We start from the raw sequence: 22963 nt of genomic DNA, 5'->3' as shown, positions 1-22963 counted from the left end.
TTAGCCTCGATAGCAAGAGCGCAAGGAGGGCCCCATCCCATGCTGAATATCTTCCAGGCCAAGATCAGCGACTCGACGCTGGATGACATCACCTCGGAGGACAGCAATCGCAGACGCCGGCTGCTGAGCCTCGCCGCCCTGCTCGTGATTGCAGCCTTCGTACTGGCGGCTCTGCTCGGCGCATTCGACCAGAAGAAGAGCATGGAACAACAGGCCGACGGCTTCGCGGTCCAGCTGCAGTATCCCGCGGTGGTCCGTGCCGGCAATGAAATCCAGCTGAGGGTTGAGATCACCTCTGCCAACCCCTTGCCCGAGACCATCACGCTGGACCTGAGCGAGGACTATCTCATGCTCTTCGAGGACTTCTCGGCCTTTCCCGAACCCGAGTCCGAGTCGAGCCGAGCTGATGGAACCATTGAATTCGAGGTCGCCCCGGCACCGGGGTCGCGGCAGATGGTGGCCACCCTCACGGGCCGGGCTTCGGACGAATGGTCGCCGAGCGCCAAGGGCGTGCTCGGAATTGCGGTCAACGGCGAAAGCACCGACATGAAGATCAGAACTTGGAGGATCCCCTGATGGAAATAGTCATCCGCGCAGCCACCGCCTTCATCATCCTGTGGCTGGTTACGCGCGCCGCCGGCAGATCGACCCTCGGCGAACTCAGTTCCTTCGAGCTGGTGCTGTTCGTCGTCCTGGGCGACCTGGTGCAGCAAGGCATCACCATGGAGGACCGTTCGCTCACCGGCAGCTTGCTGGCAGTATTCACCATGGTGGTCCTGGCCGCTGCACTGAACTTCGCCAACATGCGCTGGCCCAAGCTGGGCAAGCTGATGCAGGGCCGCCCGATTGTGCTGATCCGCGACGGGGTCCTGGACCGCAAGGCCCTGCACAACGAGCGCATTGGGCTGGACGAATTGAGCATGCTCGCCCGCCAGGCAGGCATCGAGAACTACAGCAGCATCCGGCTTGCGATTCTGGAAGCCAGCGGCAAGATTTCCTTCTTCACCCAGGAAGCCGAATCCCTCCCGTGACCATATAATGCAATTGGAAGAAGGGGCATCCCTGCACGGGATGCCCCTTCTGCGGTTCTCAGCCCGCCGGCGCGCTACTGCTGATCGGGTGTTTCCCGCTGGTCCGGCAGGTTGGCGGTCCGCTCGGCGTCCAGGCCTTGCTCGTCATCCTGGTCGGGGTAGTCCAGCAGCGTATCGTCGACCGGACGCTGCCCGTCAATCGGTTCGGGTAGCAGCGTTTCGGGATTGAGCGCCAAGGGATCGCCGTCGTTTTCCTCCAGCACCCGGTCTGCTCCGCGCAATGGATCCTCGGCGTCCTGGGCTTGGGGTGCATCCGATGACCCAGCCGCCGGCTGGCTATCGCGCCCATCCAACGGCTCGTCCGTGTCCGAGTCCTTGCGCACGTCGTCGAATTCAGAATTATTCAGTGACATTCCAGCTCCTTCTCGTGTTTCCAATCGGTAATGATTTCCAAGGTGGTCTTCAGCTTCTGCCGATGCTGCTTGCGCATGAATTCCAAGGTAGTCCCTTCGAAATCCGGGTCGGCCGATGCGGTGGCGTCGGTGGCCAACGCCACCGGCAAGTTCGCAGCGAAGGCATCGGCCGCGGTGGCGGAGATGCACGTCTCGGAGGAGACCCCGGCGATCACCAGCGAACTGGCGCGGTGCTGCAGCAGCAGGTCCTTGAGCTCCGTATCCCAGAACGCGCTGTCCCGGCGCTTAACCACTTCGATGGCCCCGTCCAGTTCCAGCTCCGCCAGGTACGCGGCCTGCTCCGTTCCTTCGAACAGGTAGCCCTGGTCGTCTTCGAGCATCTTCAGCGTCCAGGTGGATTTGTCTTCCTTGTGCACGGTGCGCACGCTGATCACCGGGTACCCGCAGGCCCTCGCCGCGACGGCCAGCTGGTTGCAGCGGGCTGCCAGATCCTGGCGGGCCAGTGCCAGAACCGGGTCCTCGAAGAATCCTTCTTGCAGGTCAATGAGCAGCAGCGCGGGATGGCTGAAGTCGCTTGTCGCGCTCATTGCTCAGCGTGTTCGGCGCAGTGCTGGCAGCAGTACGCCTCCTGGCCGTGGTGTACGGCGTGGCCCAGAATGGCGCAACCGCAGTGCGTGCATCTTTCGGCCATGGCGTGGATGGCGCATTCGAAACTGTCGAAGCGGCCCGAATGCCCGTTCCGGCTGAGCGTGAACACCGTTTCGCTCGCATTGCCGCAGATATCGCAGGTCTGCATGGTTTGCCTCCTGAACTCGGTTTGGCCGTGGGACAGCTAGCGGTCCCCGTCGCCTTCGGAATACTGGTCTTCCGGGGAATCGTCGAGGTCCGGGTCGGCTCCTTGGACAGGAGGCAGGTGATTGCCGGGCTGCTCCAAGCCCTCTTCTGCCGGTTCCCCGGAATCGGCTGGCAGGTGCTCGTCGTCGGGTTGCCCCAGCGGCCAGAGATTCTCAACCAGGTCCTTGTCGGGATCCTTGAATCTGTCGGCAGCATGCGAAATGGCATCTTTGGCTTTGTCGATGAATCCCATGGTCATTCTCCTCACGTTGCGTTTCCCGGTGCTCTACCAACTACCAGCTATCGGCTGCACAAGTACATGATTAATCGGCTGTTGCCAGAGTCGAGGGGGCGCATCTGCAAGCTCGCTGGCAATGGTTGAAGACGTGCTTGCTGTGCTGGAGCGTGGAGGGTGTCCCACAAAAATACGCGAAAGGAGCACGATCATGGTTGCAGCCAAGGAACTAATGACCTCGCCTGCCAAATGCGTCAAGGAGCAGGACTCGATTCAAGTGGCCGCCCAGATGATGAAGGACCTCGGGGTCGGCATGCTGCCGATCTGCGGCAAGGACAACCGCCTGGCCGGCACGATCACCGACCGCGACATTGTCATCAACTGCGTTGCCGACGGCGTCGTGACTTCCAGCACCAAGGTGGCCGATTACGCCCAGGGCAAGCCGGTCACCATCGGAGCAGACGACTCGGTCGAAGAAGCCATCCGCACCATGCAGGAACACCAGGTGCGCAGGCTTCCGGTCATCGACGGGCATTCGCTAGTCGGCATGCTCGCCCAAGCAGACGTCGCCCGCTACTACGACGAGCAGAGCACCGGCGACCTGGTCGAAGGGATTTCCCAGGACTAGGATCTCCCAGCCCAGCCGGACCACAACGCAGAGCTTCCGGGAAAACCATGGTTTTCCCGGAAGCTCTGCCCTTGTTCTCCTGCGATTCTCCTGGCGGGAACGCCGTCACCGTCCGTTGGCGTCTGTGCCTCCCCGCGGATCGTCCAAGGAGCTCGGTCCCCGGATCACGCGGTACAGGCCGTAGATGAAGACCAATGCGCCCCAGCCGGCCACGATCCATAGCGGCCCTGAGGTGCTGTCAGGCGCTGCGAGCAGCGCATAGATGGCGAATCCTACGGCCACGAGCCCGCCGACAATCGCCAGCCACAGGCCAGCGCGATGTTTGCGGGGGCTGTCCGCTGCTTTGCCAGTCATGGCTTCTCCTTTCGCTGGCAGGAAAGTTCAACCTGCGTCATAGCGTTCTTCCCTTTCCTCGGATTCATCTTCGGTGTTCTCGTTGATGCTGCCCCGGCGAACCACGCGCTCGTCGCCTGGCTGGGCATCGTCATCCGGTTGCGTGGTGCGAGCCGGATTCTCGGGCTTCTCGCGTTCACTCATTGTGTCTCCTTCCGTGGCGGTCTGCTATGAATTGCGCAGGGCTTCGATGAGTTCGGCCTTGCGCATTTTAGAACGGCCATCAATGCCGATTTCCTTGGCCCGGTCCTGCAGCTCCCGGACCGTCCAGTCCTCGTAGTCCCCGGCCTTGCCTCCGCGCTTGCCCACTGCTGACCGGCCATCGCGGGCGGCGGCGTTGGCGATGCGCGCCGACTTCTGCTTGGAGTTCCCCTCCTCGCGCAGCTCCTCGTAGAGTTCTTCATCCTTGATCCGGCTCTTGCCTGCCATGGGTTTCCTCCCTCTCACGCTTCGCCAGCCGGCCCTTTTGCAGTGCCAGCACTGTGCGTTCCACGCTAGCCACTTCACTGATCAGGGGACAGTGCCCCTGCCGGACTTTGCGCTGAATCCCAGACTTCAGCGGTAGCACAATTCATGCAGCGGGGTGCGAAACTGGATCTTCGCAGAAAAAAGTCTGGCTGTTGCCGCCGAAGGTGGAGGTGATCCTCGCGCAGCGGAAGGCCCGGAGCACACTGGATGTGAACCCGGACGCCGCTGAGCGCACCGCGCCGGCGTCCTGCCGCAACAGCAGGAGGAAATCCCATGCCCGAGAAGAATCCCCAGGACCGCACTGAGCCGCTCGGTACCGGAAGCGAAGACCGCGCCGGCAAGGAAAAGATCAGCCCGCCCGAACAGCGCCAGGAGGAACCCGGCCTGGACCGGGACCTGAAGCCCAAGGCGGATCATGGCGAGCGCAGCTACAAGGGCCGGGACCGGCTGGCCGGAAAACGCGCCCTGGTCACCGGCGGCGACTCCGGCATTGGCGCGGCGGTGGCTATCGCCTTTGCCCGCGAGGGAGCCAAGGTCGCCTTGGCCTATCTGCCCGCCGAACAGCCTGATGCCGATGCCATTGCCGGGGTCCTGGAAGATGCGGGAGTCGAAGTCCACTTGCTGCCCGGGGACCTGCGGGACCGCAATTACCGCGATTCATTGATCGACGAGGCGGTGACCGCCTTGGATGGCTTGGATATCCTGGTGAACAACGCCGGCAAGCAGATCAGCGTCGAGTCCCTGGAAGAGCTGAGCGACGAGCAGGTCGAAGCCACCTTCGATGTGAACATTTTCGCGATGTTCGCCTTGAGCCGCGCAGCCCTGCAGGTGCTTCCCGAAGGCGGATCCATCATCAACACCACCTCCATCCAGGCCTTCGATCCCTCGGATCACCTGATGGACTATGCCGCCACCAAGGGCGCGATCAGCAACTTCACCAAGTCGCTGGCGTCCCAGGCAGCGAAGAAGGGCATCCGGGTCAATGCCGTGGCTCCGGGCCCCATCTGGACTCCATTGCAGCCTTCGGATGGCCAGCCGATCGAAGCGCTGCCTGAGTTCGGCCACGATACCTGGCTTGGCCGGGCCGGCCAGCCGGTGGAAGTGGCCCCGGCCTATGTGTTCCTGGCCAGCGATGAGGCTTCCTACGTGGTTGGTTCCACGGTTCACGTGAACGGCGGCAAGAACCAGCCGTAGAACGGCGAAAAGGTCCCCGGGCGATAGGGCCCGGGGATCATTCCACGTCATCCTTGCTGATGGTGAATTCCATATTCCTCCGCTCGTATTCGCGCTGGCTGAAGGTGGCGCGCTGGACTTCCTTTACCTCGTCAAAGCTGGAGCCGATGGCCCCGCCCATGGTTCCCAGCGAGGATGCCAGCCAGGCAAGGTTGATGTATTCGGCCATCGTGACATCGTGGCGCAGCTGGTAGGCGAGATATTCCTGGTCAATGACAATCAGCGAGCCTGCCAGCAGGGCGAGGAACAGGAGCAGGTACATGACTGTCGCGGCAAACCCGACCGTCAGCACGGTGGCCGCGTTGTAGACGACCATCCGCTCGCGGCGGCGGTTGCCCTTGGGCCTCTCCCACAACCGGTTGTGCAGCAGCAGCCAGAGCGTGAGGATCAGGATGCTTGAGACCGTGATCAGCGAAAGCCGCCCGGCAGGCAGGTAGTCGGCCATGGCCCAGATGCTCGTGTAGAACACGCCGAAGGCACCGGTGGCCACCGCACCTGCCATCGCGGAGGAAAGCCGCGGCACCAGTTTCCACGGCTGGTTGCTGCGCACCATCCCGGCAATCAGCAGCAACCGCCCGCGCAAACCTTCGATGCTCGAGATGCGGTTCTGCTCGTTTTGCCCGTCCTGCCGGCTGGCGTGCACGCTCATCGCCCGTCCCAGCGGGGTCGGAGGCGGAGCCGGCTGCTTGCCGGTAGCCAATTCCCTGACCAGTTCGGCCAGTTCCCGTGCCACGGTGCGCGGCCGGGCCAACCCGAGGCTGGGCATGGAAAGCACGGCCGAGGCATCCTCGACGGAAATCACCGAACGCACGGGCCGGTTCTGCACATAGTGCGGGGCATCGGTGAGGTAGATGATGAAGTCCCAGCCATGCTTTTCCCGCAGCCTGGGCACCTTGTCGTTCAGCGCGACCCGTCCGCTCTCCCCCAAGGGCAGGGAAAAGGGAGCTACCTGCACGTCCCATTGCTGCTCGTGCTCCTGCAGCTTCTCTATGACCCCTTCCAGCCGGGCAGCGATCCGATTGGCCATCGCGTCGGCTATGCCAGGGTCGGCAATTAATCCCACCGTGCGCTTCTCGGGCTCTTGCACGCTCATCAGCACCTCGCAGCTCTCAGGGCAGCAGTTTGGCCCGCTCCCACAGCACACACTAGGAAGTCGCGCCCGCGCCTGCAGTGCCGTTCAGCAACCTTGCAGGAATCAGCCCCAGCAGTGCACGCTTGATCCCCGGAATTCCGGGGATCCCCGACTCACAGGTAATGCCCATCAAACTTGCCTTGTTGCCTGCTGCCCGGTGTGGAATGGTCGGTGCCATCGCCCATCTGATGAAGAAAGGACCATCCATGGAATCCAACCAGCCAGAAGAAGAGCGGCACCCGGGGATCACTCCAACGCCCGATGAGCCCGCGGAGGAAAAGGAGAATTCTGTCGGGGACCACGAAGACGCGTTCGAGCAGCCAGCCGAGGAGCAGGATCCGGACCAGGTTGACACCGACCAGTTCAATACCGACTGATCCGCGTTTATGTTCCGCCGGCAACGATACGACTAGGAGATAACCTCTTGAAAGCATTGACATGGCAAGGCAAGCGAAAGATCGGTTTCAGCGATGTCCCGGATCCGGTGATCCAGGATCCCGGGGACATCATCATCAAGGTCACTTCCACCGCGATTTGCGGATCGGACCTGCATCTCTATGAGCTGCTGGGCCCATACATGCATGCCGGCGACGTGCTGGGCCACGAAACCATGGGCATCGTCCAGGAAGTCGGCAGCGGCATTACCAAGCTGTCGGTAGGCGACCGGGTAGTCATCCCGTTCAACATCTCCTGCGGCCACTGCTGGATGTGCCAGCACGACCTGCAGTCGCAGTGCGAGACCACACAGGTGCGCAAGCACGGCAAGGGCGCCCAATTCTTCGGGTACTCCGAACTCTACGGACAGGTGCCCGGCGGCCAAGCCGAATACCTGCGCGTGCCCCATGCCGATTACGGTGCGGTGAAAGTTGGCGACCAGCTGCCCGACCACCGCTACCTTTTCCTCTCCGATATCCTGCCCACCGCGTGGCAGGGCGTGCACTACGCCAATGTCCCCGACGGCGGAACCCTCGCGGTCTACGGGCTCGGGCCGGTGGGCCAGCTCGCCGCGCGCATCGGCCGGCACCTGGGCTATGAGGTGCTGGGCATCGACCCGGTGGCAGAACGCCGCGCCATGGCCGAGCGCCACGGCATCCAGACCCTGGACTTCACCAAGGACACCGTGGGCGAACTGCGCGGGCGCACCGGTCGCGGCCCCGATGCCGTGCTCGATGCGGTGGGCATGGAAGCCCATGGTTCCCCGGTCTCCTCGATGTTCCAGCAAGCCACCGGGTTGCTGCCGGACAGGGCCGCGCAGCTGGCCATGGAGAACGTCTCCGCGGACCGCACCAGCGTGCTGGATTCGGCCATCGATGCCGTGCGCCGCGGCGGCACCCTGTCGATCAGCGGCGTCTATGCCGGGGCCGCCACCCCGATGCCGATGGTGAAGCTGTTCGACAAGCAGATCCAGATCCGCCAGGGCCAATGCAATGTGCGCTCATGGACCCAGAAGCTGCTGCCGCTGGCCGAGGATGCAGCCGATCCGCTGGGCCTGGACGACTTGGTCACCCACGAGCAGCCGCTCTCGAACGGTCCGCAGATGTACGAGACCTTCCAGAAGAAGCAGGATGCGTGCATCAAGGTGGTGCTCAAGCCCTAGCGGCTAGGCGCTTTTCTTCCCGGAACCGGAGGCCTCCTTCTTGTGTGGCGAGGAGGAGGCCTCCTTTGCCGTTGCCTTCTTCGTGGCCGGCTTCTTGGCTGCCGTTTTCTTCGCAGGTTTCTTCGCCGCTGGCTTCTTGGCTGCAGGGGCCTTCCCATCCTCGTCGGTCTGGGCCGGGGCCTTGGCCTTGCGCCCGTCGATGCTGCGCTTGAGCGCCTCCATCAGATCGATGACCTCCCCGGACTCGCTGCTCTGGTCCGGGGAACCGAAAGTCGCCTCGGTATCCAGGTCCTCACCCTGCTCGATTTTCGCTTCGATCAGCGCCTGCAGCTGGACTTGGTAGTCATCCTGGAACTCGTGCGGCGTGAAATCACTGCTGTACTGGTCTACCAGGGCGGCAGACATCTTCAGTTCCTGCTCGCTGATCCGCGGGGATTTCTCCGGTGCCACTGCCTCGGCATCGCGCAGCTCGTCCGCCCACATGACCGCTTGCAGCACCATCACCTTGGATCGGACACGCAAGATGCCCAGCCGGGTCTTCTGGCGCAGGGCGAAGCGCACCACTGCCAGCTTCTCGGTGTCCTGAAGCGTTCGGCGCAATAGCTCGTAGGCCTTGGGCGATTGGGAGTCCGCCTGGAGATAGTAGCTCTTCTCCAGCATCAGGGGATCTACTTGGCTGGCCGGGACGAACTGGACCACCTCGATTTCACGGCTCTTCTCCGCAGGCAACGCGTCCATGTCCTCATCGGTGAGCACAATGGTCCGTTCTCCGTCCTCATAGGCCTTGTCCAGATCCTTGTAGGCGATTTTCTTCCCGCACACTTCGCATCGGCGCTCGTAGCGGATCCGTCCGCCGTCCTTGTCATGGACCTGGTGCAGGTCGATGTCGTGGTCCTCGGTGGCGCCGTAGGCCTTGACCGGCACGTTCACCAGGCCGAAGGCAATTGATCCAGTCCAGATAGCTCGCATGGGCATAGTGAAGCATCTTTCCGGCCAGCGCGTCACGGCCCCCGGCGATACTGGCAGGCGGCGCTGAGGTTTGGCAGCGCGAAACGCAAAGCTTGCTTGGAACGCTGGATTCCCCGGCGCCGCTCGGGAAGATTGGCCCACATAAAGCAAAGCAAAGGACAGCGCATGGCACGCAGGGAGCAAACCGTCACCGTCGCGGGGCACACGCTGAAGGTCAGCAATTTGGATAAGGTCCTGTACCCGCAGACCGGGACCACCAAGGGCGAAGTCATGGACTACTTCCAGCAGGTGGCCCCGGTGCTGATTCCGCATGCCGCGTGGCGCCCGGCCACCCGCAAGCGCTGGGTGGACGGCGTGGGGACCCTCGAAGAACCGGGCAAGGTGTTTTTCCGCAAGGATCTCGAGGACTCTGCCCCAGGCTGGATTCCCTCGGCCAAGCTGCAGCACAAGACTCACTCCAATATCTATCCGCTAGTCAACAACGAGGCGGTGCTGGCCTGGATGGCCCAGGTGGCCGCGCTGGAAATCCATGTTCCCCAGTGGCGCTTCGATTCCTCGCTGGAACCTGCCAATCCGGACCGGCTGGTGCTGGACCTGGATCCCGGTCCGGGCGCCGGCTTGGAGCAGTGCGCTGAAGTGGCCTTGATCTGCCGGGAGATCCTTGACGGCATGGACCTGCCCAGCTTTCCGGTGACCTCCGGTTCCAAGGGCATCCATCTCTATGCCGGACTGGATGGCAAATATACCTCGGAGCAGGTCAACGAGGTGGCCAAGGAATTGGCGTCCACCTTGCAGAAGGAGCATCCGCAACTGGTTCTCGCCAGCATGAAGCGCTCGCTGCGCGAAAACAAGGTGTTCGTGGACTGGAGCCAGAACAACGCCTCGAAGACGACCGTCTGTCCGTATTCGCTGCGCGGCCGCGCACGGCCCACCGTCGCGGCCCCGCGGACCTGGGAGGAAATCGAAGCGCCGGGGTTGGAGCAGCTGGACTTCCACGAGGTGCTGGACCGCATTGCTGATGGAATCGATCCGCTGGCGCGGCTGGCCTCGGTACAACAGCAGGACCCCGATCGGCTGGCGGTCTACCGCTCCAAGCGCGATGCGGCGCTGACACCTGAACCGGTGCCGGAGCAATCCGGGAATTCCCAGTCCGTGCAGCCGGGCGGAAAGGACGGCACCGGCCTCTCCTTTGTCATCCAGGAACATCATGCCCGCGCGCTGCATTGGGATTTCCGCCTGGAGCACGACGGAGTGCTCGTCTCCTGGGCGGTGCCCAAAGGCCCACCCCTGGAACCAGGAATCCAGCGCTTGGCGGTCATGACCGAAGACCATCCGCTCTCCTACGCAAGCTTCGAAGGCAGCATCCCCAAGGGCCAATACGGTGCCGGGGAAGTATCGATCTGGGATTCGGGCAGTTGCACCATCGAGAAGTGGCGCGGAGGCAAAGAAGTCATCGCAGTGCTCACCGGCTCCCGCGAGGGCGGGCTGGGCGGAGTGGACCGGCGGTTCGTGCTGATCCAGGCCGCAGGGATGGGCGGCAAGGACAATTGGTTGCTGCAGCTGGCCAAGGAACAGCCGGGCGGAGGCGAGGCGGGATCGTCCCCTGATTCCGGTGGCGGAGAACCGGACGCTGCTCGCGAGCCTAGCGCCAAGCAGGCCGTGGCTGACCTGTCGGGCCAAGCGTTGCGCCCTATGCTGGCCACTGCCGGCACTGCTCGGGAGATCTCCGGCGAGCGGGGTTGGAGCTTTGAAATGAAATGGGACGGCTACCGCGCGTTGGCAGTAGCCGATGGCGCCAAAACCATGCTGATCAGCCGCAACGGCCATGACCTGTCCGGAGACTTCCCGGAACTCGAAATCCTCGGTTCGCTGCTGCCAGAGCGCGCCGTGGTGGACGGGGAAATCGTCGCCCTGGATTCTTCGGGCCGCCCTGACTTCTCACTGCTCCAGCAACGGGTGGCCCATCAGCGGAAGAAACGCACGAAGCAGGCCTCGGCCATCAGGATCCAGTACCTGGTCTTCGACGTGCTGCAATTGCCATATGACAAGGATGCAGGACTGGTGGATCTGACTGCCCTGCCCTACGAGCAACGCCGCCAACGGCTTGCGGACCTGGAGCTCGACCACCAGTATGTGCAGGTGCCGCCGGCCCACACCGGGACCTTGGAGCAGGCCATCGAGACCAGCCGTGTGCTGGGCCTGGAAGGCGTGGTGGCCAAGGAACGCGACTCCGTCTACGAGCTGGGCCAGCGCAGCACCAGCTGGGTGAAGCTCAAGCACCAACGGCACCAGGAAGTTGTGGTGATTGGCTGGCGGTCTGGACAGGGGTCGCGCAGCCGCAGCCTGGCCTCGCTGCTGCTGGCCATTCCGGGAAATGACGGCTTGGAATACGCCGGCCGGGTGGGCACCGGATTCAGCGACACGCAACTGGCCGAAATCCGCGAGCGGCTTGAAAAGATCGAACGCAAGACTCCCCCGGCCAAGAACATCCCGGCAGCGCATCAAAGCGATGCGCACTGGGTGAGCCCGAAATACGTGGCAGAAGTCCGATACAGCGAACTGACCTCGGACCGCGTTCTGCGCCACCCGGTGTGGCGCGGCTGGCGCGAAGAGAAGCAACCGGATGAGGTCCGCTGGGAACCGGCAGATCCGGCCGGGAACCAAACTCCAACTAACCGCTAACAGAGGAGCAGAACATGAAATTGCTGGCAAAGATCTTCGGAACCCTGATCTCGCTCGGTGCAGGCTGGCTCGGAGCCAAGCTCGTCTCCGGGGTCTGGCATAAAGCCATGGGTGAAGAACCGCCATCGCTGGCCAACCCCGAAAAGCAGCAGCAGGCCGCCGTAGGCAAGGTGCTGGCGTTCGCCGTGATCTCGGGGGCAAGCGCTTCTGCCATCCAGGCCATGGCCAAACGGTGGACGCGTTCCCTCGAAGCCAAGGCCGCTAATCGCTAGCAGGCCGCATTCTGGCCGGTACCCGGAGGCACCGGGTCGCGCAGCTGCTGCCCAGTTGCACGGCTCGGTGTTTTCGTTGGTGCCGGGCAGCTTTCTGCGCGGTGTCCATTGCCCTGGTGCATCGCGGATGGCTGAAGGCCTGCGGAAATGTCATGGCGATTATTTGGCCGGTCGACAGCTTCTCCAGCAGGCAGAACTGCCAACGGGAACGCAAGCTTTTGCAGCATTCAAGCCTACCTTGATGCCTCGGAAGTGTGCGTCACGGTCCATGGCGAGGTTATTGCCTTCCAGAAGTCCGTCGGAAATATATCCCAGAAGTCTCTGGCATTGAGTGCATCCACTGAATTAGAATGAAAACAAAATATCACTATATGAAAGTTGAATCGATGACTGCCCATTCTTCTCCGCTCACCGCCGGCCGGCCAGCGCCAGCCTTCTCCCTGCAAGATGCCAAGGGAGAGACCATCTCGCTTTCGGATTATTCAGGGCAGCAAGTCATCGTGTATTTCTACCCCAAGGCCGCAACTCCCGGCTGCACCACCGAGGCCTGCGATTTCCGCGACAACCTCAATTCCCTGCAGGCCGCAGGATTCTCCGTCCTGGGCATTTCTCCGGACACGCCAGAAGAGCTGGCAGCCTTCACCAGCGATGAATCGCTGAACTTCCCGTTGCTTTCCGACCCGGGCAACGAAGTTGCCAAAGCCTACGGCTCCTATGGTGAAAAGAACATCGGCGGGAAAACCGTCGTCGGCACCCTGCGCTCCACCGCAGTCATCGATGAAGACGGCAGCATCCACCAAATTGAATATGCCGTGGATGCCCAAGGGCATGTGGCGCGACTTCGCGATTCCCTCGGAATCTAGAGGATTCCGCACCCGGATCTTTCCGGTGCCAGCCCGGATGCTTCGAGCCGGGGCCAGCTTTCACCGGCCCCGGCCACACCCTGCAGTCTGCAGTCTGCAGTCTGCAGTCTGCGTTGAGGATCCCTGGACGGCAAGCTACATCTGCATCTCGGAATGGGCATTGGCCAACAGATGCGTGAAAGCACCACGCTCGAATGCAGCCCGCTGGCGGACCGCTCCATTGCCTGTCTCCAGCATGTTCCTGAGTGAAATCACGGCATAGTCGTAATCTCCATGAGCCCTCAATGCGTCCTCAATGAGTCGGAGCATTCTGCGGGCCAGTTCCTCCACAGCGACCTGCTCTCCGGTTCGCGTGTCCACGTGCACTCCGGTGATTCCGTTCTTGGCCGCTTGCCACAATGAGAGGTCCAGGACTTCGGGCAGATACTCGATCGCATCGAATTCGCCGGCCACCGCAGTCTCGACCAGCCCTCGCATGAGCACGGCCAGCAATACCGAATCCTGCGCTCTCAACTGCGAGTCCGCGACCCGAATTTCGAGTGTCGGGTACTTTTCCGACAACCGGGCGGACCATCCGATGTGGCCTGGGTCGGGAACTGCATCGGTTCCATTGATTCGCGCAAGCCGAGTCCCATAGTCTTTCGAATCCTTGAAGTACGGCGGAATTCCCTGGACGGACCACTTTCGATAGTGAATGGTTCTCCACGATGAAAAGTTGCTGTCGCCCCCTTTCCAATACGGAGAATTGGCGCCCAGGGCGCAAAGAAATGGCAGCCATCCGCGCAAGAAGTTCAGCGCACGAATTCCCGCTTCGGAATCAGGGATGGACACATGGACGTGCAAACCGCACATGTAATGCTCTGACGCTATTCCGGAAACGAAGTTGCCGATTTCCCGATACCTTGCATTATCGGTCAGCTCCGGAGCCTGCTGGGCAATCATCGGCGCCGCGCCCAAACCCGCGACCAGCAGGCCGCGGGAGGCCGCTTCGCTTGCCAGAGCACTGCGGAAACTTCCCAGCTCATGCAGGGCCTGATCCCGGTCTTCGCAGATGGCGCTGGCATGTTCTATTTGGCAAGCAAGCAGTTCGTTCTGCACTTCGCCATTGCGTTGCGAATCCAGCGCTTGCCGTAACGCTTCTTTATCCGTGCTGGCCGGCAACCCTGTTTCTGCGTCGAACATGAAGAATTCTTCTTCAATGCCAAAGGTGCTCATTTCGTGCCTCCCGGAACATGGCTGCTAGGGCGTCGGACCAGCAACCGGCCTGTGTTGACTTACTGCTGGCTAACCTGGCCTGCCTGATGCGAACTAGCGGGGAACTGCTCATCATTCTTCTTGCGCGGAACGGATTGCCGCATGATCAATCCCCTTTCAGCTAGGCTGCGAATATCCGGATGGCCGCAGCTTCATCCGCCTCGGCGGCTTGCGTTCTGCGTAAGCGGATTCTGAAACAGTAGATCCCGTAGCCTGGCTGCATCTGCTTGCCCGATGGATTCTCATGGTTTTCCCATCAACCCAGAATGAATCGGACATGAAATCTGAACTAGCTGTGAGGTTCAGGGACATTGTTTAGTCGGGCGAAGGGTGCGCAGCCAATCGCTGAGTGGTGTCGGTGGTGGTTGTAGAAGTGGAGCCAGCCGGGCAGAGCCAGGCGTCGCTCGGCGTTTGAACCGTAAAACTTGGCATAAGCCCACCCGCCCCCGAGTGTGCGGTGGGACCGCTCGATCGTCCCGTTCGTCTGCGGCTGATAGGGAGGTGCTCGCTTGTGTCTGATGCCAAGCCGAGCGCAGAAGTCCCTCCAAAGGTGGGATCTGTAGGCCGACCCGTTGTCGGATAGGACTCGCTCGACGGTCACGCCCCGTTCAGCGAACCAGGCCACAGCGCGTTCGAGAACTCCCACCGCTGTGCTTGCCCGCTCGTCCATGCAGATCTCTGCATAAGCGGCTCGGGGGTGGTCGTCGATCACTGTGTGAACGAACGCCGTTCCGGTCCGCGGCTTGTGGTCTTTGCCTCTGGGCAGTCCCGGAGTGGCGGTTCTGTTCCGTGCGCCTTGCTGCCGACCAACGTAACGATGTCCACCACCGTCGGGGATATTCCCGAACTTCGTGACATCGACATGGATCAACGATCCCGGATAAGGGTGCCCATGTCGCCGCAAGGGCTCACCAGTGACACGATCGATATGGGAGAGGCGGTTCACGCGGCAACGGGCGAGGACCGCGTGAACCCTGGACGCCGGGAGACCAAGTCACGCAGCGATCTGGGCTGGACCAGCCGAAGTCGCAAGCGCAGATTGATGATCCGCTTCTTCTTGGCATGCTCGGGCGTCCTGCCTGGACTGCAATGCGGCCTGCTGGAGCGATCCTGCATCCCATGCCCACCCTCTTCCCGTCAACGACCGGCCCCCTTCCGGGCAGTGATCGGAGAGAGCCTATACATCTTCGCTGCCATCGTGGCCGGATAGCCGTCTTCAACAATCAGACGGGCTATCCGGAGACGGGTACGAGGCGTGAGCAGCGCATTTGGATCTGTCATCGATTGGCCTCCGCAGTGGTTTCCAAAAGCGTGCGCCGGCTCAGCACCATGGTCAAGAGCGCGGCCGCCGCCAATGCCGCGGCCACCCAGACCGGCGCGAGCACCCCCAACCCTGCCGCGAGCCCGAACGCGCCAAGCACAGGACCCGCCGCGGCACCGAGGTTCAATGCCGCGGTTGCGTACGAACCGCCCATCGTTGGAGCAGCCGACGCTGCATACAGCACACGCGTGATCAAGGTGCTGCCAACGCCGAACGACAGGAAGCCCTGAACGAAGACGAGGACGATAAGCGCAACGGGATGCGACGCGACCAATGCCAATCCGATCCATCCTGTCAGCAGCAGCGGGCCGCCGACTGCAAGCACGACGCCGGGGCGTTGATCTGACAGTCTCCCAGCGATCGTGACGCCAAGGAATGATCCGACGCCGAACATCACCAGTGCGAAGGACACCCACCCATCAGCCATCCCCGCAGTCTCGGTCACTACGGGGGGCGAGGAAGGTGAACGCCGCAAAGGTCCCTCCGTTGATCAGCGCTCCAAGTGCCATGGCCAGGATGAGCCGCGGCGTCGCCAACTGGCTGAGCTCGGCACGAAGCCTTGGCGAGGACCCGGCAGTTGCGGTCTGACCGGCATTGTTCGTGATCCCTCGAACGACTCCGAAGACCGCCGGAATACAGAGGATGGCGACTGCCCAGAACGTCGTTCGCCAGCCCAACGCTGTGCCGAGCAGAGACCCAGCGGGGACACCCGCGACCGTTGCGATCGTCGTGCCGGAGAGCAGGATCGACAGTGCACGCCCCTTCTGGTTCGCTGGCACGAGAGTAGTGGCCGTGCTCAGTGCTACGGCGAGGAATCCTGCGTTTGCAAGAGCGCTGAGCACCCGGGTGATGAGGAGGAGAGCGAACACGGGTGTCATCGCTCCGATGACGTGGCTTCCCGCGAACACGAGAAGGCAGACGATCAACGTGAGCCGCGGTGGCCAACGGCGAGCGAATGCGGCCATCACTGGCGCGCCGATGACCATACCGATCGCGAAGGCCGAGGTCAGCAGGCCCGCCGTGCCGACCGAGACGTCAAGCTCGGTCGCGATCGCGGGGAGCAATCCCGCGAGCATGAATTCTGAAGTGCCCATGACGAAAACCGCCAAGGCAAGCATGTAGAGAGCAAAAGGCATCGAGTACTCCGAGGTGAGAAATTAAGAAATGGTTCTTCTTGTCACCACGGCCAGCGCCCCGGGTACGCCAGACATACGCCCACACAGATCGTGGGCGTCGTCACTACTGCTTGAAGGGGCTGGCGGTGTGACCGACAACCCCGGACTTGTCTGACTCGGGACTCGACATATCCCGAACCTTACAGCGCTCGACTGCGCGTGGTGTGGATAGACACGTCCCTAATCGGCACGACGTCGTTGCGCGCGGGGGCAGAACACTGTCCCTGGACATCACAACTGGCTCTGGAAGCGGCAACGATCTGCCCGCATCTGCGGGGAACGGCAAGCACGGCTGTGGACCTTGGAAATGCGGTCCGTTCCGGCGTACATACGAAGCCTAGCGACGGGCAGTCCGCGGCAGACCAAACAAACTACTGACTAGGCCGGAAGCTAAGTTCAAAAAGCTCTCCTCTGAGCCTGAAAATTAGCTGAGAACCCAGGGACGCCCCTCCCGGTCGTAGACCAAGTGGCCTAGATTTAAAACACACTCCGCTTCTCAATGACGGCGAACCTTGCCTGCTGGCAGACTCATCGGCAATCTGCGAAGTGGCGTGACTTATGGGGTGCACTCGAGAGTTACGAACAAAGTGGAGGTAGTACTAATGCCAGGACGTATAGTCAGGTCCAAGACTGCTGAACGTGTCACGGAACTTCTGGGATCGCGCGAAGGACGCTCCCATTTGAGCGAGTACGGGTGGATCCCCGGAATGCCCGTGATCATTGCACAACTCAACGAGCCGGTAGACGATGTCATGGGCCTCGCTTCCGTTCACAATTGCGCTGTCCTCGTGGCGATACTGGACGCCCAGGGCGAGCAGCTTCGTTTCATCCATGTCTCGCCTCCCAACGGTGCTCTCCGGATCGTCGATGAGACTCCTGCGAATACCCGGATCTGCACGCTCTTCGAGCAAGCGGAGGAAAGCGGCATGCTGGCCTTCCGAGTTCGGTATTGGACCCACACGGCAATTGCCAACGCCCTGCCAGTCTTCACCCCGGAAGAACAGTGGCCGCTGGCGATGACGCGCAGCTAGCTGCCGGGGCACTGGAGGCCCCGCCCAGGTGCCACTGATTCAACGGCTCGCTGCTAACCGCATATAGGCCATTTTCGACTGACGGTCCTGGCTTACCCGGAATTCTCCGGGGAAGCCAGGATCGCTGCCGCAATCCCCTGTCTTAGCGCCCGGCGATCTTCACCAGCTTGTGGTTGATGAATTCGTCCATGCCGTACTTGCCCAGCTCGCGGCCGATGCCCGAGCGCTTCACGCCGCCAAAAGGCAGCTCAGGGTAGGAAGCCGAAGGCTCGTTGACGGCCACCATGCCGCTTTGCAGCTGCACGGAAACGCGCTCTGCGCGTTCCATGTCCTGGGTGTGGATGGAAGCTCCCAGCCCGTAGTCGGTGTTGTTGGCCAGGGCCACGGCTTCCTCTTCGCCATCCACCCTGTAGAGCACGGCGACCGGGCCGAAGAGCTCCTCGGAGAAGGCACGCATCTCGGGGGTCACCCCGGCAAGGATGGTCGGCTCGTAGAATGCGCCCTCGCCCTGGATCGGCTTGCCTCCGGCCAGGACCTGGGCACCCTTGTCGATGGCGTCCTGCACCTGTGCGGCCAAGCCGTCGCGGGCCGCGGCCGAGGACAGCGGGCCGAGGAAGTTCTCCGGCTGGGCCGGGTCGCCCACCTTGATTCCGGCCACCTGCTCCACCAGCGCCTGGGAGAAGTCCTCGTAGACCGAGGAATCGATAATGAAGCGCTTGGCCGCGTTGCAGGCTTGGCCGGTGTTCCCGAAGCGGGCGCGCATGCCCAGCTTGGCGGTGCGCGCCACGTCCGCGTCGTCGAAGACCACGAATGGATCCGAGCCGCCCAGTTCCAGCACCACCTTCTTCAGGTTGCGCCCGGCAATCTCTGCCACGGCCGCTCCGGCGCGCTCGGAACCGGTCAGGGATACTCCCTGCACCCGGCGGTCGGCGATGATGTCCGCGACCTGGTCATTGGTGGCGAAGATGTTCACATACGCGCCCTGCGGGGCTCCTGCTTCCTTGAAGATCTCCTCCATGGCCAGCGCCGACTCCGGGCACTGCGGCGCGTGCTTGAGCAGGATGGTGTTGCCGTTCATCAGGTTCGGACCGGCGAAGCGTGCCACTTGGTAGTACGGGAAATTCCACGGCATGATGCCCAGCAGCGCGCCGACCGCTTCCTTGCGCACCAGCGCCTTGCCGCCCGAAGCGATCTCCAGCTCCTCGTCGGCCAGGTACCCCGGACCGTTCTTGGCGTAGTAGCGGTAGATCGCCGCCACGATGCCGATTTCCCCCAGCGACTGCTTGATGGGCTTGCCCATCTCGCGGGTGATGATCGCGGCCAGCTGATCGGAGCGTGCCTCGTAGATGTCTGCCACGCGCTCCAGCAGGGCGACGCGTTCCTGAAGCGCGGAGACCGACCACTGGGTGTAGGCGCTGTGCGCCTCGGCGATGGCATCCTGGATCTGCGCATCGGTGGCAGTCGGGTAGGTTGCTTCGACTACGCCGGTGGCGGGATTGGTAACGGCATAAGTGGACATGGTGCTCCTTCGAAGATTCGCTTGTCGGACACTTAGCGCCCAGTCTTCCAGCTCCCGTCGCCAATGCCCGGGACTCGTCGGGTATTGGCGTGTTCGCCACGGAAAGTGCCGCTGCTCCTCCAAAGCCGCGGACTGGGCCGCAGCAGGGATTGCAGTACTGCTGGACTCCTCGCAGCTGCGCCGGGTGGTGCGCTGGACGCTCGGGATCCGGCTCGATCCTACTCGCTTGCCTCCTGCTTTCCTGGAAGCTCCGAGCTGTCGCCACCGAACCTGAATGCTTCCTGCGGATTGGCCGCGATCTGTGACCTGCGGCGCGCTCTTGCCTAGCGTCGTAGGCAACCAGCAGCGCTCCGCACGGACTGCGGAGCCGGATGCGCGGCCACCTGCCGCGCCACCCGCAGCTGACGACAGCAGCAGAGGAAGGGAAGACATGAGCACCAACGATTACACCAGTTCGAATCCATTCCCCGATGACCCGCGCAGCACCCCGCAACCCGGAACCGTCCGCCACGGCTTGAACGATCCGGATCCGTTGACCGAGCCGCAAACCGACCTGTTCCCTTCGGGCACTGTCGAACCGGTACCGGCCGACGCGCATGATTCCGATGACCTGCAGTCCGCAGGAAGCGGCAGTACGTCGGGCAAAGCGCAGGCAGCCCAGGATCTGGCGCGCGAGGGCCAGGAATCCGCCACCCACGTACTTGACAGCGCCAAGCAGGAAGCCTCGATGCTCGCTGATCAGGCCAAGGACCAGGCCACCCATCTGTGGGATGAACTCGGCTCCGACCTGAAGGAGCAGACCTCCGCGCAGCAGCGCAAGGTCGCGGCCAACCTGCGCGACATCAGCGATGAGTTCCGCGCCATGCTGGACCAGTCCAGCGCGAGCGGAACCGCCTCCATGCTGGTGGACCAGGCTTCGCATCACAGCGGCCAGGCCGCCGATTGGCTCGAACAGCGCGAACCGCACGACTTGCTGGACGAGGTCAAGGGCTTTGCACGCAAACGCCCTGCCGCCTTCTTGGGGCTGGCGCTGGGCGCTGGGCTGCTGGCAGGACGCATGACCCGGAATGCCAGCGAGCCGAAAGAAGCCACAGGGCACCGCGACCAGGAAGCGGGTCCCGGCACCACCAGCGCACCGAACGCCTCGGGCGTTGACGGGCCAGGTCCGGTGCGGGTTGACCCGTCCTTCCACGGAACCACCCGCGTGGATTCTGCAGGCAACCCGCTACATGACGATTCGGTGGACGTTGACCCGCTGCGCTCCTACCCTCCTGGAGATCCGCGCAGCACCGACTACCGCTAGGAGCATTCGATGACTCACACGACGCCAGATCCCGATTCCGATTCCGCCGAACATGAACGCAGTTCCCTCGGCGCCCTGTTCAATGACCTGACCCAGAACGTATCGCTGCTGGTTCGCCAAGAGATCGAGCTGGCAAAGACGGAGCTGAAGGAGTCGGCCAGCTCCGCCGGCAAGGGTGCGGGCATGTACGCCGGGGCCGGTGTAGCCGGCCACTTCGTCTTGCTGTTCCTTTCCGTTGCGGCTTTCTTCGGATTGTCGCTCTGGATTGGCTACGGCTTCTCGGCTTTGGTGGTCGCCGCCCTCTGGGCGGTGATCGGTCTGGTCTTGGCAAGTGCAGCCAAGAAGAAGATGCAAGAGATCAAGGGACTGCCTAATACGGCCGAAACAGTCAAGAGGATTCCATCAGCTTTTACTCCGAAGGATGATGCACCATGAGCAAGAATTCAGAAGAACTCCGCGCGGAAATCGCCCAGACACGAGGCGACATGCAACAGGATGTGGATGCGATTGCCGACAGGGTCAGTCCCAGCCACATTGCCCACCGACAATCCGAAAAGGTCAAGGACTCATTCAGGAAGGTGAAGGACTCCGTCATGGGAACCGGTGAATCAACGAGTGACCAGCTGCACCACTACAGCGAAGACGCCGCGGAAGCCGTCAGGGACGCACCGCACAGGGTGGTGGAGCAGACCAAGGGCAATCCGCTGGCCGCCGGAATCATCGCCTTCGGGGCAGGACTGCTGGCCTCGTCGCTGCTTCCGGGGAGCCAGAAAGAAGCCGAGCTGGTCCAGCGGGTCAAGGACAAGGCAGAACCGCTGGCCGAAGAGGCCAAGGATGCGGCGAAACAGATTGCCGAAGACCTGCGGGAGCCTGCGCGACAGGCCGCAGAGGACCTGCGGGATTCCGCCCAGGAATCCGTGCAGACCGTCAAATCCGAAGCCAACTCCGAAGCCGAGCATCTGCACAGCGAAGCAAAGGACACGGCCAAGGATATGGGTAACGGCTCCTGATCCCTAGGCGCGGCAAGAGGCTGGTGCGTGCAATCACTGATTGGAACCACCAGCCTCTTGCTATGCCCGGTAGCCGCCGAGCTAGGCGGGGCATCCACCAGAATTTAGCTAGCTAAGCTAAATAACCACTAGGATGAGTCCATGGAGAACTCCAAATGACTCAGCCTGCTTTGCCTGCCCAGCTGGTATGGTTCCGCGATGATCTGCGCACCAGCGATCACCCAGCGTTGGATGCCGCGCTTTCTTCCGGTCCGGTGATCGCGGTATATGTCCTGGACCAGGCATCTGCCGGCATCCGCCCGCTGGGCGGCGCGGCCAAATGGTGGCTGCATCAGGCGCTGGAGGACCTTCGCAGATCGCTGGAAAAACTGGGAATCCCGCTCATCCTGCGCCAAGGCCCATCCGCCGGGATCATCAGCGAACTCGTGCACGATGGCAACGTGCAGACCGTGCACTGGAACCGCCGCTACGGCCACGCCGAACGCGCCGTCGACATGCAGATCAAGCAGGACCTCCACGCGCGAGGCGTCCACGCCCACAGCTACAGCGGGACGCTCCTGCATGAGCCCTGGGAGCTGCTGACCAAGAACAACACCGGCTACAAGGTCTTCACGCCCTTCTACAACGCGTTGCGCGACAGCGAGATCCGGCCTCCGTTGCCCGCGCCACAGGCACAAGAACCCCTCCCGGACACTAATCTTCCCGCCAGCGACGAGTTGGAGAGCTTGGAATTATTGCCGGCTTTGGACTGGATTGACGGGCTCGCCGCGCAATGGGAACCCGGAGAAGCGCCTGCGCGCCAGCGCCTGGAGCAGGTGCTGGAATCGATCGCCGAAGACTACCCGGAGCACCATGACCGCCCCGATCTGGACGGAACGTCTGCCCTCTCCCCCGCCTTGCGCTGGGGGCATGTCAGCGCAAGCCAGATGTGGGAGGCGCTGGGCCGTCTGGCCGCCGTAAATCCCGAGGCTTCCGACGGTGCCACCGCGATGCGCCGCCAGCTCGCCTGGCGGGATTTCTGCTGGCACCTGTACTACCATCACCCGCAGCTTCCGGAGCGGAATCTGCGTGCGCAGTTCGATCATTTCGACTGGGCCTGGCCTGAGGCAGACCCGCAGGCCGCGGAATATATGAGCTGTTGGCAACAAGGACGCACCGGTTTCGGTCTAGTGGACGCCGGCATGCAGCAGCTTTGGCAGACCGGATGGATGCATAACCGGGTGCGGATGGTGGCAGCCAGCCTGCTGGTCAAGAACCTGCAAGTGCATTGGAAGGTCGGCGAGCGCTGGTTCTGGGACACCTTGGTAGATGCGGATCTCGCCAGCAATACTGCCAATTGGCAGTGGGTCGCTGGAAGCGGCGCCGACGCGGCACCGTACTTCAGGGTGTTCAACCCGGAACTGCAGGCCAAGAAATTCGATCCCCAGGGAAGCTACACGGCTCGATTCGCGCCGCTGGCCGCGGAGCCCATTGTGGACCTGAAGCAATCGCGGCAGGCTGCATTGGATGCTTACGAGCAGATGAAACTCAGCTCATAGTCGCGAAGCGTCTGGCAGCGAGAAGATGAAGCCCGCAGATCCACGATGACCTGCTATTCGCT

At 62.5% G+C, this 22963-nt stretch carries 27 protein-coding genes and 2 pseudogenes; 14 read left to right on the top strand and 15 right to left on the bottom strand.

What is annotated here, in order from left to right; genetic code table 11:
* Positions 1–39: 39 nt before the first annotated feature.
* Both ACP3TE_RS09510 and ACP3TE_RS09505 read left to right on the top strand, forming a co-directional pair.
* On the top strand, positions 40–576 hold the full coding sequence (locus ACP3TE_RS09510) for a hypothetical protein (RefSeq protein WP_426733338.1): 537 nt from the start codon (positions 40–42) through the stop codon (positions 574–576).
* Entirely contained in the window at positions 576–1031 is a 456-nt protein-coding gene (locus ACP3TE_RS09505; protein WP_426733336.1) for a DUF421 domain-containing protein, read from the top strand. The genes ACP3TE_RS09510 and ACP3TE_RS09505 overlap by 1 nt, the downstream gene beginning before the upstream one ends.
* 74 nt (positions 1032–1105) lie before the next feature.
* Here ACP3TE_RS09505 and ACP3TE_RS09500 read toward each other — a convergent pair whose 3' ends face one another.
* From ACP3TE_RS09500 to ACP3TE_RS09485, 4 genes are read right to left on the bottom strand one after another with little or no spacing between them, the layout of a single operon-like run.
* Positions 1106–1444 (bottom strand): hypothetical protein, encoded by a 339-nt coding sequence (locus tag ACP3TE_RS09500; RefSeq protein ID WP_105656083.1) that lies wholly within the window; start codon positions 1442–1444, stop codon positions 1106–1108.
* A complete protein-coding gene (locus tag ACP3TE_RS09495; protein ID WP_426733334.1) occupies positions 1435–2031 on the bottom strand; it encodes a cysteine hydrolase family protein in 597 nt (198 codons plus the stop codon). The genes ACP3TE_RS09500 and ACP3TE_RS09495 overlap by 10 nt, the downstream gene beginning before the upstream one ends.
* Positions 2028–2240 carry a hypothetical protein gene (locus ACP3TE_RS09490; protein WP_105662077.1) on the bottom strand — a complete coding sequence of 71 codons (213 nt, stop codon included), beginning with the start codon at positions 2238–2240 and terminating at the stop codon, positions 2028–2030. Before ACP3TE_RS09490 ends, ACP3TE_RS09495 begins: the two co-directional genes overlap by 4 nt.
* Positions 2241–2276: 36 nt before the next feature.
* Positions 2277–2531 carry a hypothetical protein gene (locus ACP3TE_RS09485; protein ID WP_146112202.1) on the bottom strand — a complete coding sequence of 85 codons (255 nt, stop codon included), beginning with the start codon at positions 2529–2531 and terminating at the stop codon, positions 2277–2279.
* Between the two features lie 193 nt (positions 2532–2724).
* Between ACP3TE_RS09485 and ACP3TE_RS09480 the strand changes: the two genes are divergently transcribed.
* Positions 2725–3141, top strand: a complete 417-nt coding sequence (locus ACP3TE_RS09480) for a CBS domain-containing protein (RefSeq protein WP_426733332.1) — start codon at positions 2725–2727, stop codon at positions 3139–3141.
* Between the two features lie 105 nt (positions 3142–3246).
* Here ACP3TE_RS09480 and ACP3TE_RS09475 read toward each other — a convergent pair whose 3' ends face one another.
* Genes ACP3TE_RS09475 through ACP3TE_RS09465 form a run of 3 tightly spaced genes read right to left on the bottom strand, consistent with a single transcriptional unit; the run spans position 3247 to position 3963 of the window.
* Positions 3247–3495 (bottom strand): hypothetical protein, encoded by a 249-nt coding sequence (locus ACP3TE_RS09475; protein WP_105656078.1) that lies wholly within the window; start codon positions 3493–3495, stop codon positions 3247–3249.
* Positions 3496–3522: 27 nt separating this feature from the next.
* Positions 3523–3678 (bottom strand): hypothetical protein, encoded by a 156-nt coding sequence (locus tag ACP3TE_RS09470; RefSeq protein ID WP_166650857.1) that lies wholly within the window; start codon positions 3676–3678, stop codon positions 3523–3525.
* Positions 3679–3702: 24 nt separating this feature from the next.
* Positions 3703–3963, bottom strand: a complete 261-nt coding sequence (locus ACP3TE_RS09465) for a DUF7218 family protein (protein ID WP_105656077.1) — start codon at positions 3961–3963, stop codon at positions 3703–3705.
* A gap of 312 nt (positions 3964–4275) precedes the next feature.
* Here ACP3TE_RS09465 and ACP3TE_RS09460 point away from each other — a divergent pair, with 312 nt between their 5' ends.
* Positions 4276–5196, top strand: coding sequence for an SDR family oxidoreductase (locus ACP3TE_RS09460; RefSeq protein ID WP_426733329.1), 921 nt, complete (start codon positions 4276–4278; stop codon positions 5194–5196).
* 37 nt (positions 5197–5233) lie between these two features.
* On the opposite strand, the gene ACP3TE_RS09455 is transcribed toward ACP3TE_RS09460, so the two are convergent.
* Positions 5234–6328 (bottom strand): hypothetical protein, encoded by a 1095-nt coding sequence (locus tag ACP3TE_RS09455; protein ID WP_146112201.1) that lies wholly within the window; start codon positions 6326–6328, stop codon positions 5234–5236.
* Positions 6329–6573: 245 nt separating this feature from the next.
* On the opposite strand from ACP3TE_RS09455, the gene ACP3TE_RS09450 reads away from it, so the two are divergent.
* Entirely contained in the window at positions 6574–6744 is a 171-nt protein-coding gene (locus tag ACP3TE_RS09450; RefSeq protein ID WP_426733327.1) for a hypothetical protein, read from the top strand.
* A 47-nt stretch (positions 6745–6791) separates the two neighbouring features.
* Positions 6792–7964, top strand: a complete 1173-nt coding sequence (locus ACP3TE_RS09445; RefSeq protein ID WP_332727816.1) for an alcohol dehydrogenase catalytic domain-containing protein — start codon at positions 6792–6794, stop codon at positions 7962–7964.
* A 3-nt stretch (positions 7965–7967) separates the two neighbouring features.
* Here the strand turns inward: ACP3TE_RS09445 and ACP3TE_RS09440 are convergent, their stop codons facing one another.
* Positions 7968–8939, bottom strand: a complete 972-nt coding sequence (locus tag ACP3TE_RS09440) for a Ku protein (RefSeq protein WP_426733325.1) — start codon at positions 8937–8939, stop codon at positions 7968–7970.
* A 159-nt stretch (positions 8940–9098) separates the two neighbouring features.
* Here ACP3TE_RS09440 and ACP3TE_RS09435 point away from each other — a divergent pair, with 159 nt between their 5' ends.
* Together ACP3TE_RS09435 and ACP3TE_RS09430 are read left to right on the top strand one after the other, a co-directional pair.
* Positions 9099–11615 carry an ATP-dependent DNA ligase gene (locus tag ACP3TE_RS09435; protein ID WP_426733323.1) on the top strand — a complete coding sequence of 839 codons (2517 nt, stop codon included), beginning with the start codon at positions 9099–9101 and terminating at the stop codon, positions 11613–11615.
* Between the two features lie 14 nt (positions 11616–11629).
* Complete coding sequence (locus ACP3TE_RS09430; protein ID WP_332728646.1) at positions 11630–11887, top strand: DUF4235 domain-containing protein; 258 nt, start codon at positions 11630–11632, stop codon at positions 11885–11887.
* Here ACP3TE_RS09430 and ACP3TE_RS09425 read toward each other — a convergent pair.
* A complete protein-coding gene (locus ACP3TE_RS09425; protein WP_426733321.1) occupies positions 11884–12114 on the bottom strand; it encodes a hypothetical protein in 231 nt (76 codons plus the stop codon). The genes ACP3TE_RS09430 and ACP3TE_RS09425 overlap by 4 nt on opposite strands.
* A gap of 159 nt (positions 12115–12273) precedes the next feature.
* Between ACP3TE_RS09425 and bcp the strand changes: the two genes are divergently transcribed.
* Complete coding sequence (gene bcp / locus ACP3TE_RS09420; protein WP_426733319.1) at positions 12274–12750, top strand: thioredoxin-dependent thiol peroxidase; 477 nt, start codon at positions 12274–12276, stop codon at positions 12748–12750.
* Positions 12751–12885: 135 nt separating this feature from the next.
* Here bcp and ACP3TE_RS09415 read toward each other — a convergent pair whose 3' ends face one another.
* The 4 genes and pseudogenes from ACP3TE_RS09415 to ACP3TE_RS09400 all read right to left on the bottom strand — a co-directional run bounded on the left by ACP3TE_RS09415 (position 12886) and on the right by ACP3TE_RS09400 (position 16536).
* A complete protein-coding gene (locus tag ACP3TE_RS09415) occupies positions 12886–13965 on the bottom strand; it encodes a carboxylate-amine ligase (protein ID WP_105656070.1) in 1080 nt (359 codons plus the stop codon).
* 328 nt (positions 13966–14293) lie between these two features.
* A pseudogene (locus ACP3TE_RS09410) lies at positions 14294–15285 on the bottom strand (IS481 family transposase).
* Positions 15282–16461 (bottom strand): annotated as a pseudogene (locus ACP3TE_RS09405) (Cmx/CmrA family chloramphenicol efflux MFS transporter). Before ACP3TE_RS09405 ends, ACP3TE_RS09410 begins: the two co-directional pseudogenes overlap by 4 nt.
* A 21-nt stretch (positions 16462–16482) precedes the next feature.
* Positions 16483–16536 carry a chloramphenicol resistance leader peptide gene (locus ACP3TE_RS09400; protein ID WP_011113070.1) on the bottom strand — a complete coding sequence of 18 codons (54 nt, stop codon included), beginning with the start codon at positions 16534–16536 and terminating at the stop codon, positions 16483–16485.
* Between the two features lie 566 nt (positions 16537–17102).
* On the opposite strand from ACP3TE_RS09400, the gene ACP3TE_RS09395 reads away from it, so the two are divergent.
* Positions 17103–17531 carry a hypothetical protein gene (locus ACP3TE_RS09395; protein ID WP_133834802.1) on the top strand — a complete coding sequence of 143 codons (429 nt, stop codon included), beginning with the start codon at positions 17103–17105 and terminating at the stop codon, positions 17529–17531.
* A 142-nt stretch (positions 17532–17673) separates the two neighbouring features.
* Here the strand turns inward: ACP3TE_RS09395 and ACP3TE_RS09390 are convergent, their stop codons facing one another.
* Positions 17674–19050, bottom strand: a complete 1377-nt coding sequence (locus tag ACP3TE_RS09390) for an NAD-dependent succinate-semialdehyde dehydrogenase (protein ID WP_426733316.1) — start codon at positions 19048–19050, stop codon at positions 17674–17676.
* A 430-nt stretch (positions 19051–19480) separates the two neighbouring features.
* Here ACP3TE_RS09390 and ACP3TE_RS09385 point away from each other — a divergent pair, with 430 nt between their 5' ends.
* From ACP3TE_RS09385 to ACP3TE_RS09370, 4 genes are all read left to right on the top strand, one after another.
* Positions 19481–20353 carry a hypothetical protein gene (locus ACP3TE_RS09385; RefSeq protein WP_426733314.1) on the top strand — a complete coding sequence of 291 codons (873 nt, stop codon included), beginning with the start codon at positions 19481–19483 and terminating at the stop codon, positions 20351–20353.
* A 9-nt stretch (positions 20354–20362) separates the two neighbouring features.
* Positions 20363–20788, top strand: coding sequence for a phage holin family protein (locus tag ACP3TE_RS09380; protein WP_359185074.1), 426 nt, complete (start codon positions 20363–20365; stop codon positions 20786–20788).
* Positions 20785–21363 carry a DUF3618 domain-containing protein gene (locus ACP3TE_RS09375; protein ID WP_426733312.1) on the top strand — a complete coding sequence of 193 codons (579 nt, stop codon included), beginning with the start codon at positions 20785–20787 and terminating at the stop codon, positions 21361–21363. The genes ACP3TE_RS09380 and ACP3TE_RS09375 overlap by 4 nt, the downstream gene beginning before the upstream one ends.
* Before the next feature lie 155 nt (positions 21364–21518).
* Complete coding sequence (locus tag ACP3TE_RS09370; protein WP_208294294.1) at positions 21519–22901, top strand: cryptochrome/photolyase family protein; 1383 nt, start codon at positions 21519–21521, stop codon at positions 22899–22901.
* Positions 22902–22963 lie beyond the last annotated feature (62 nt).

This window comes from Glutamicibacter sp. 2E12 (genome assembly GCF_050030965.1).
GTDB lineage: Bacteria > Actinomycetota > Actinomycetes > Actinomycetales > Micrococcaceae > Glutamicibacter.
Note: the sequence above shows the minus strand (reverse complement) of the source record. Positions and strands in the feature narration are given on the sequence as shown.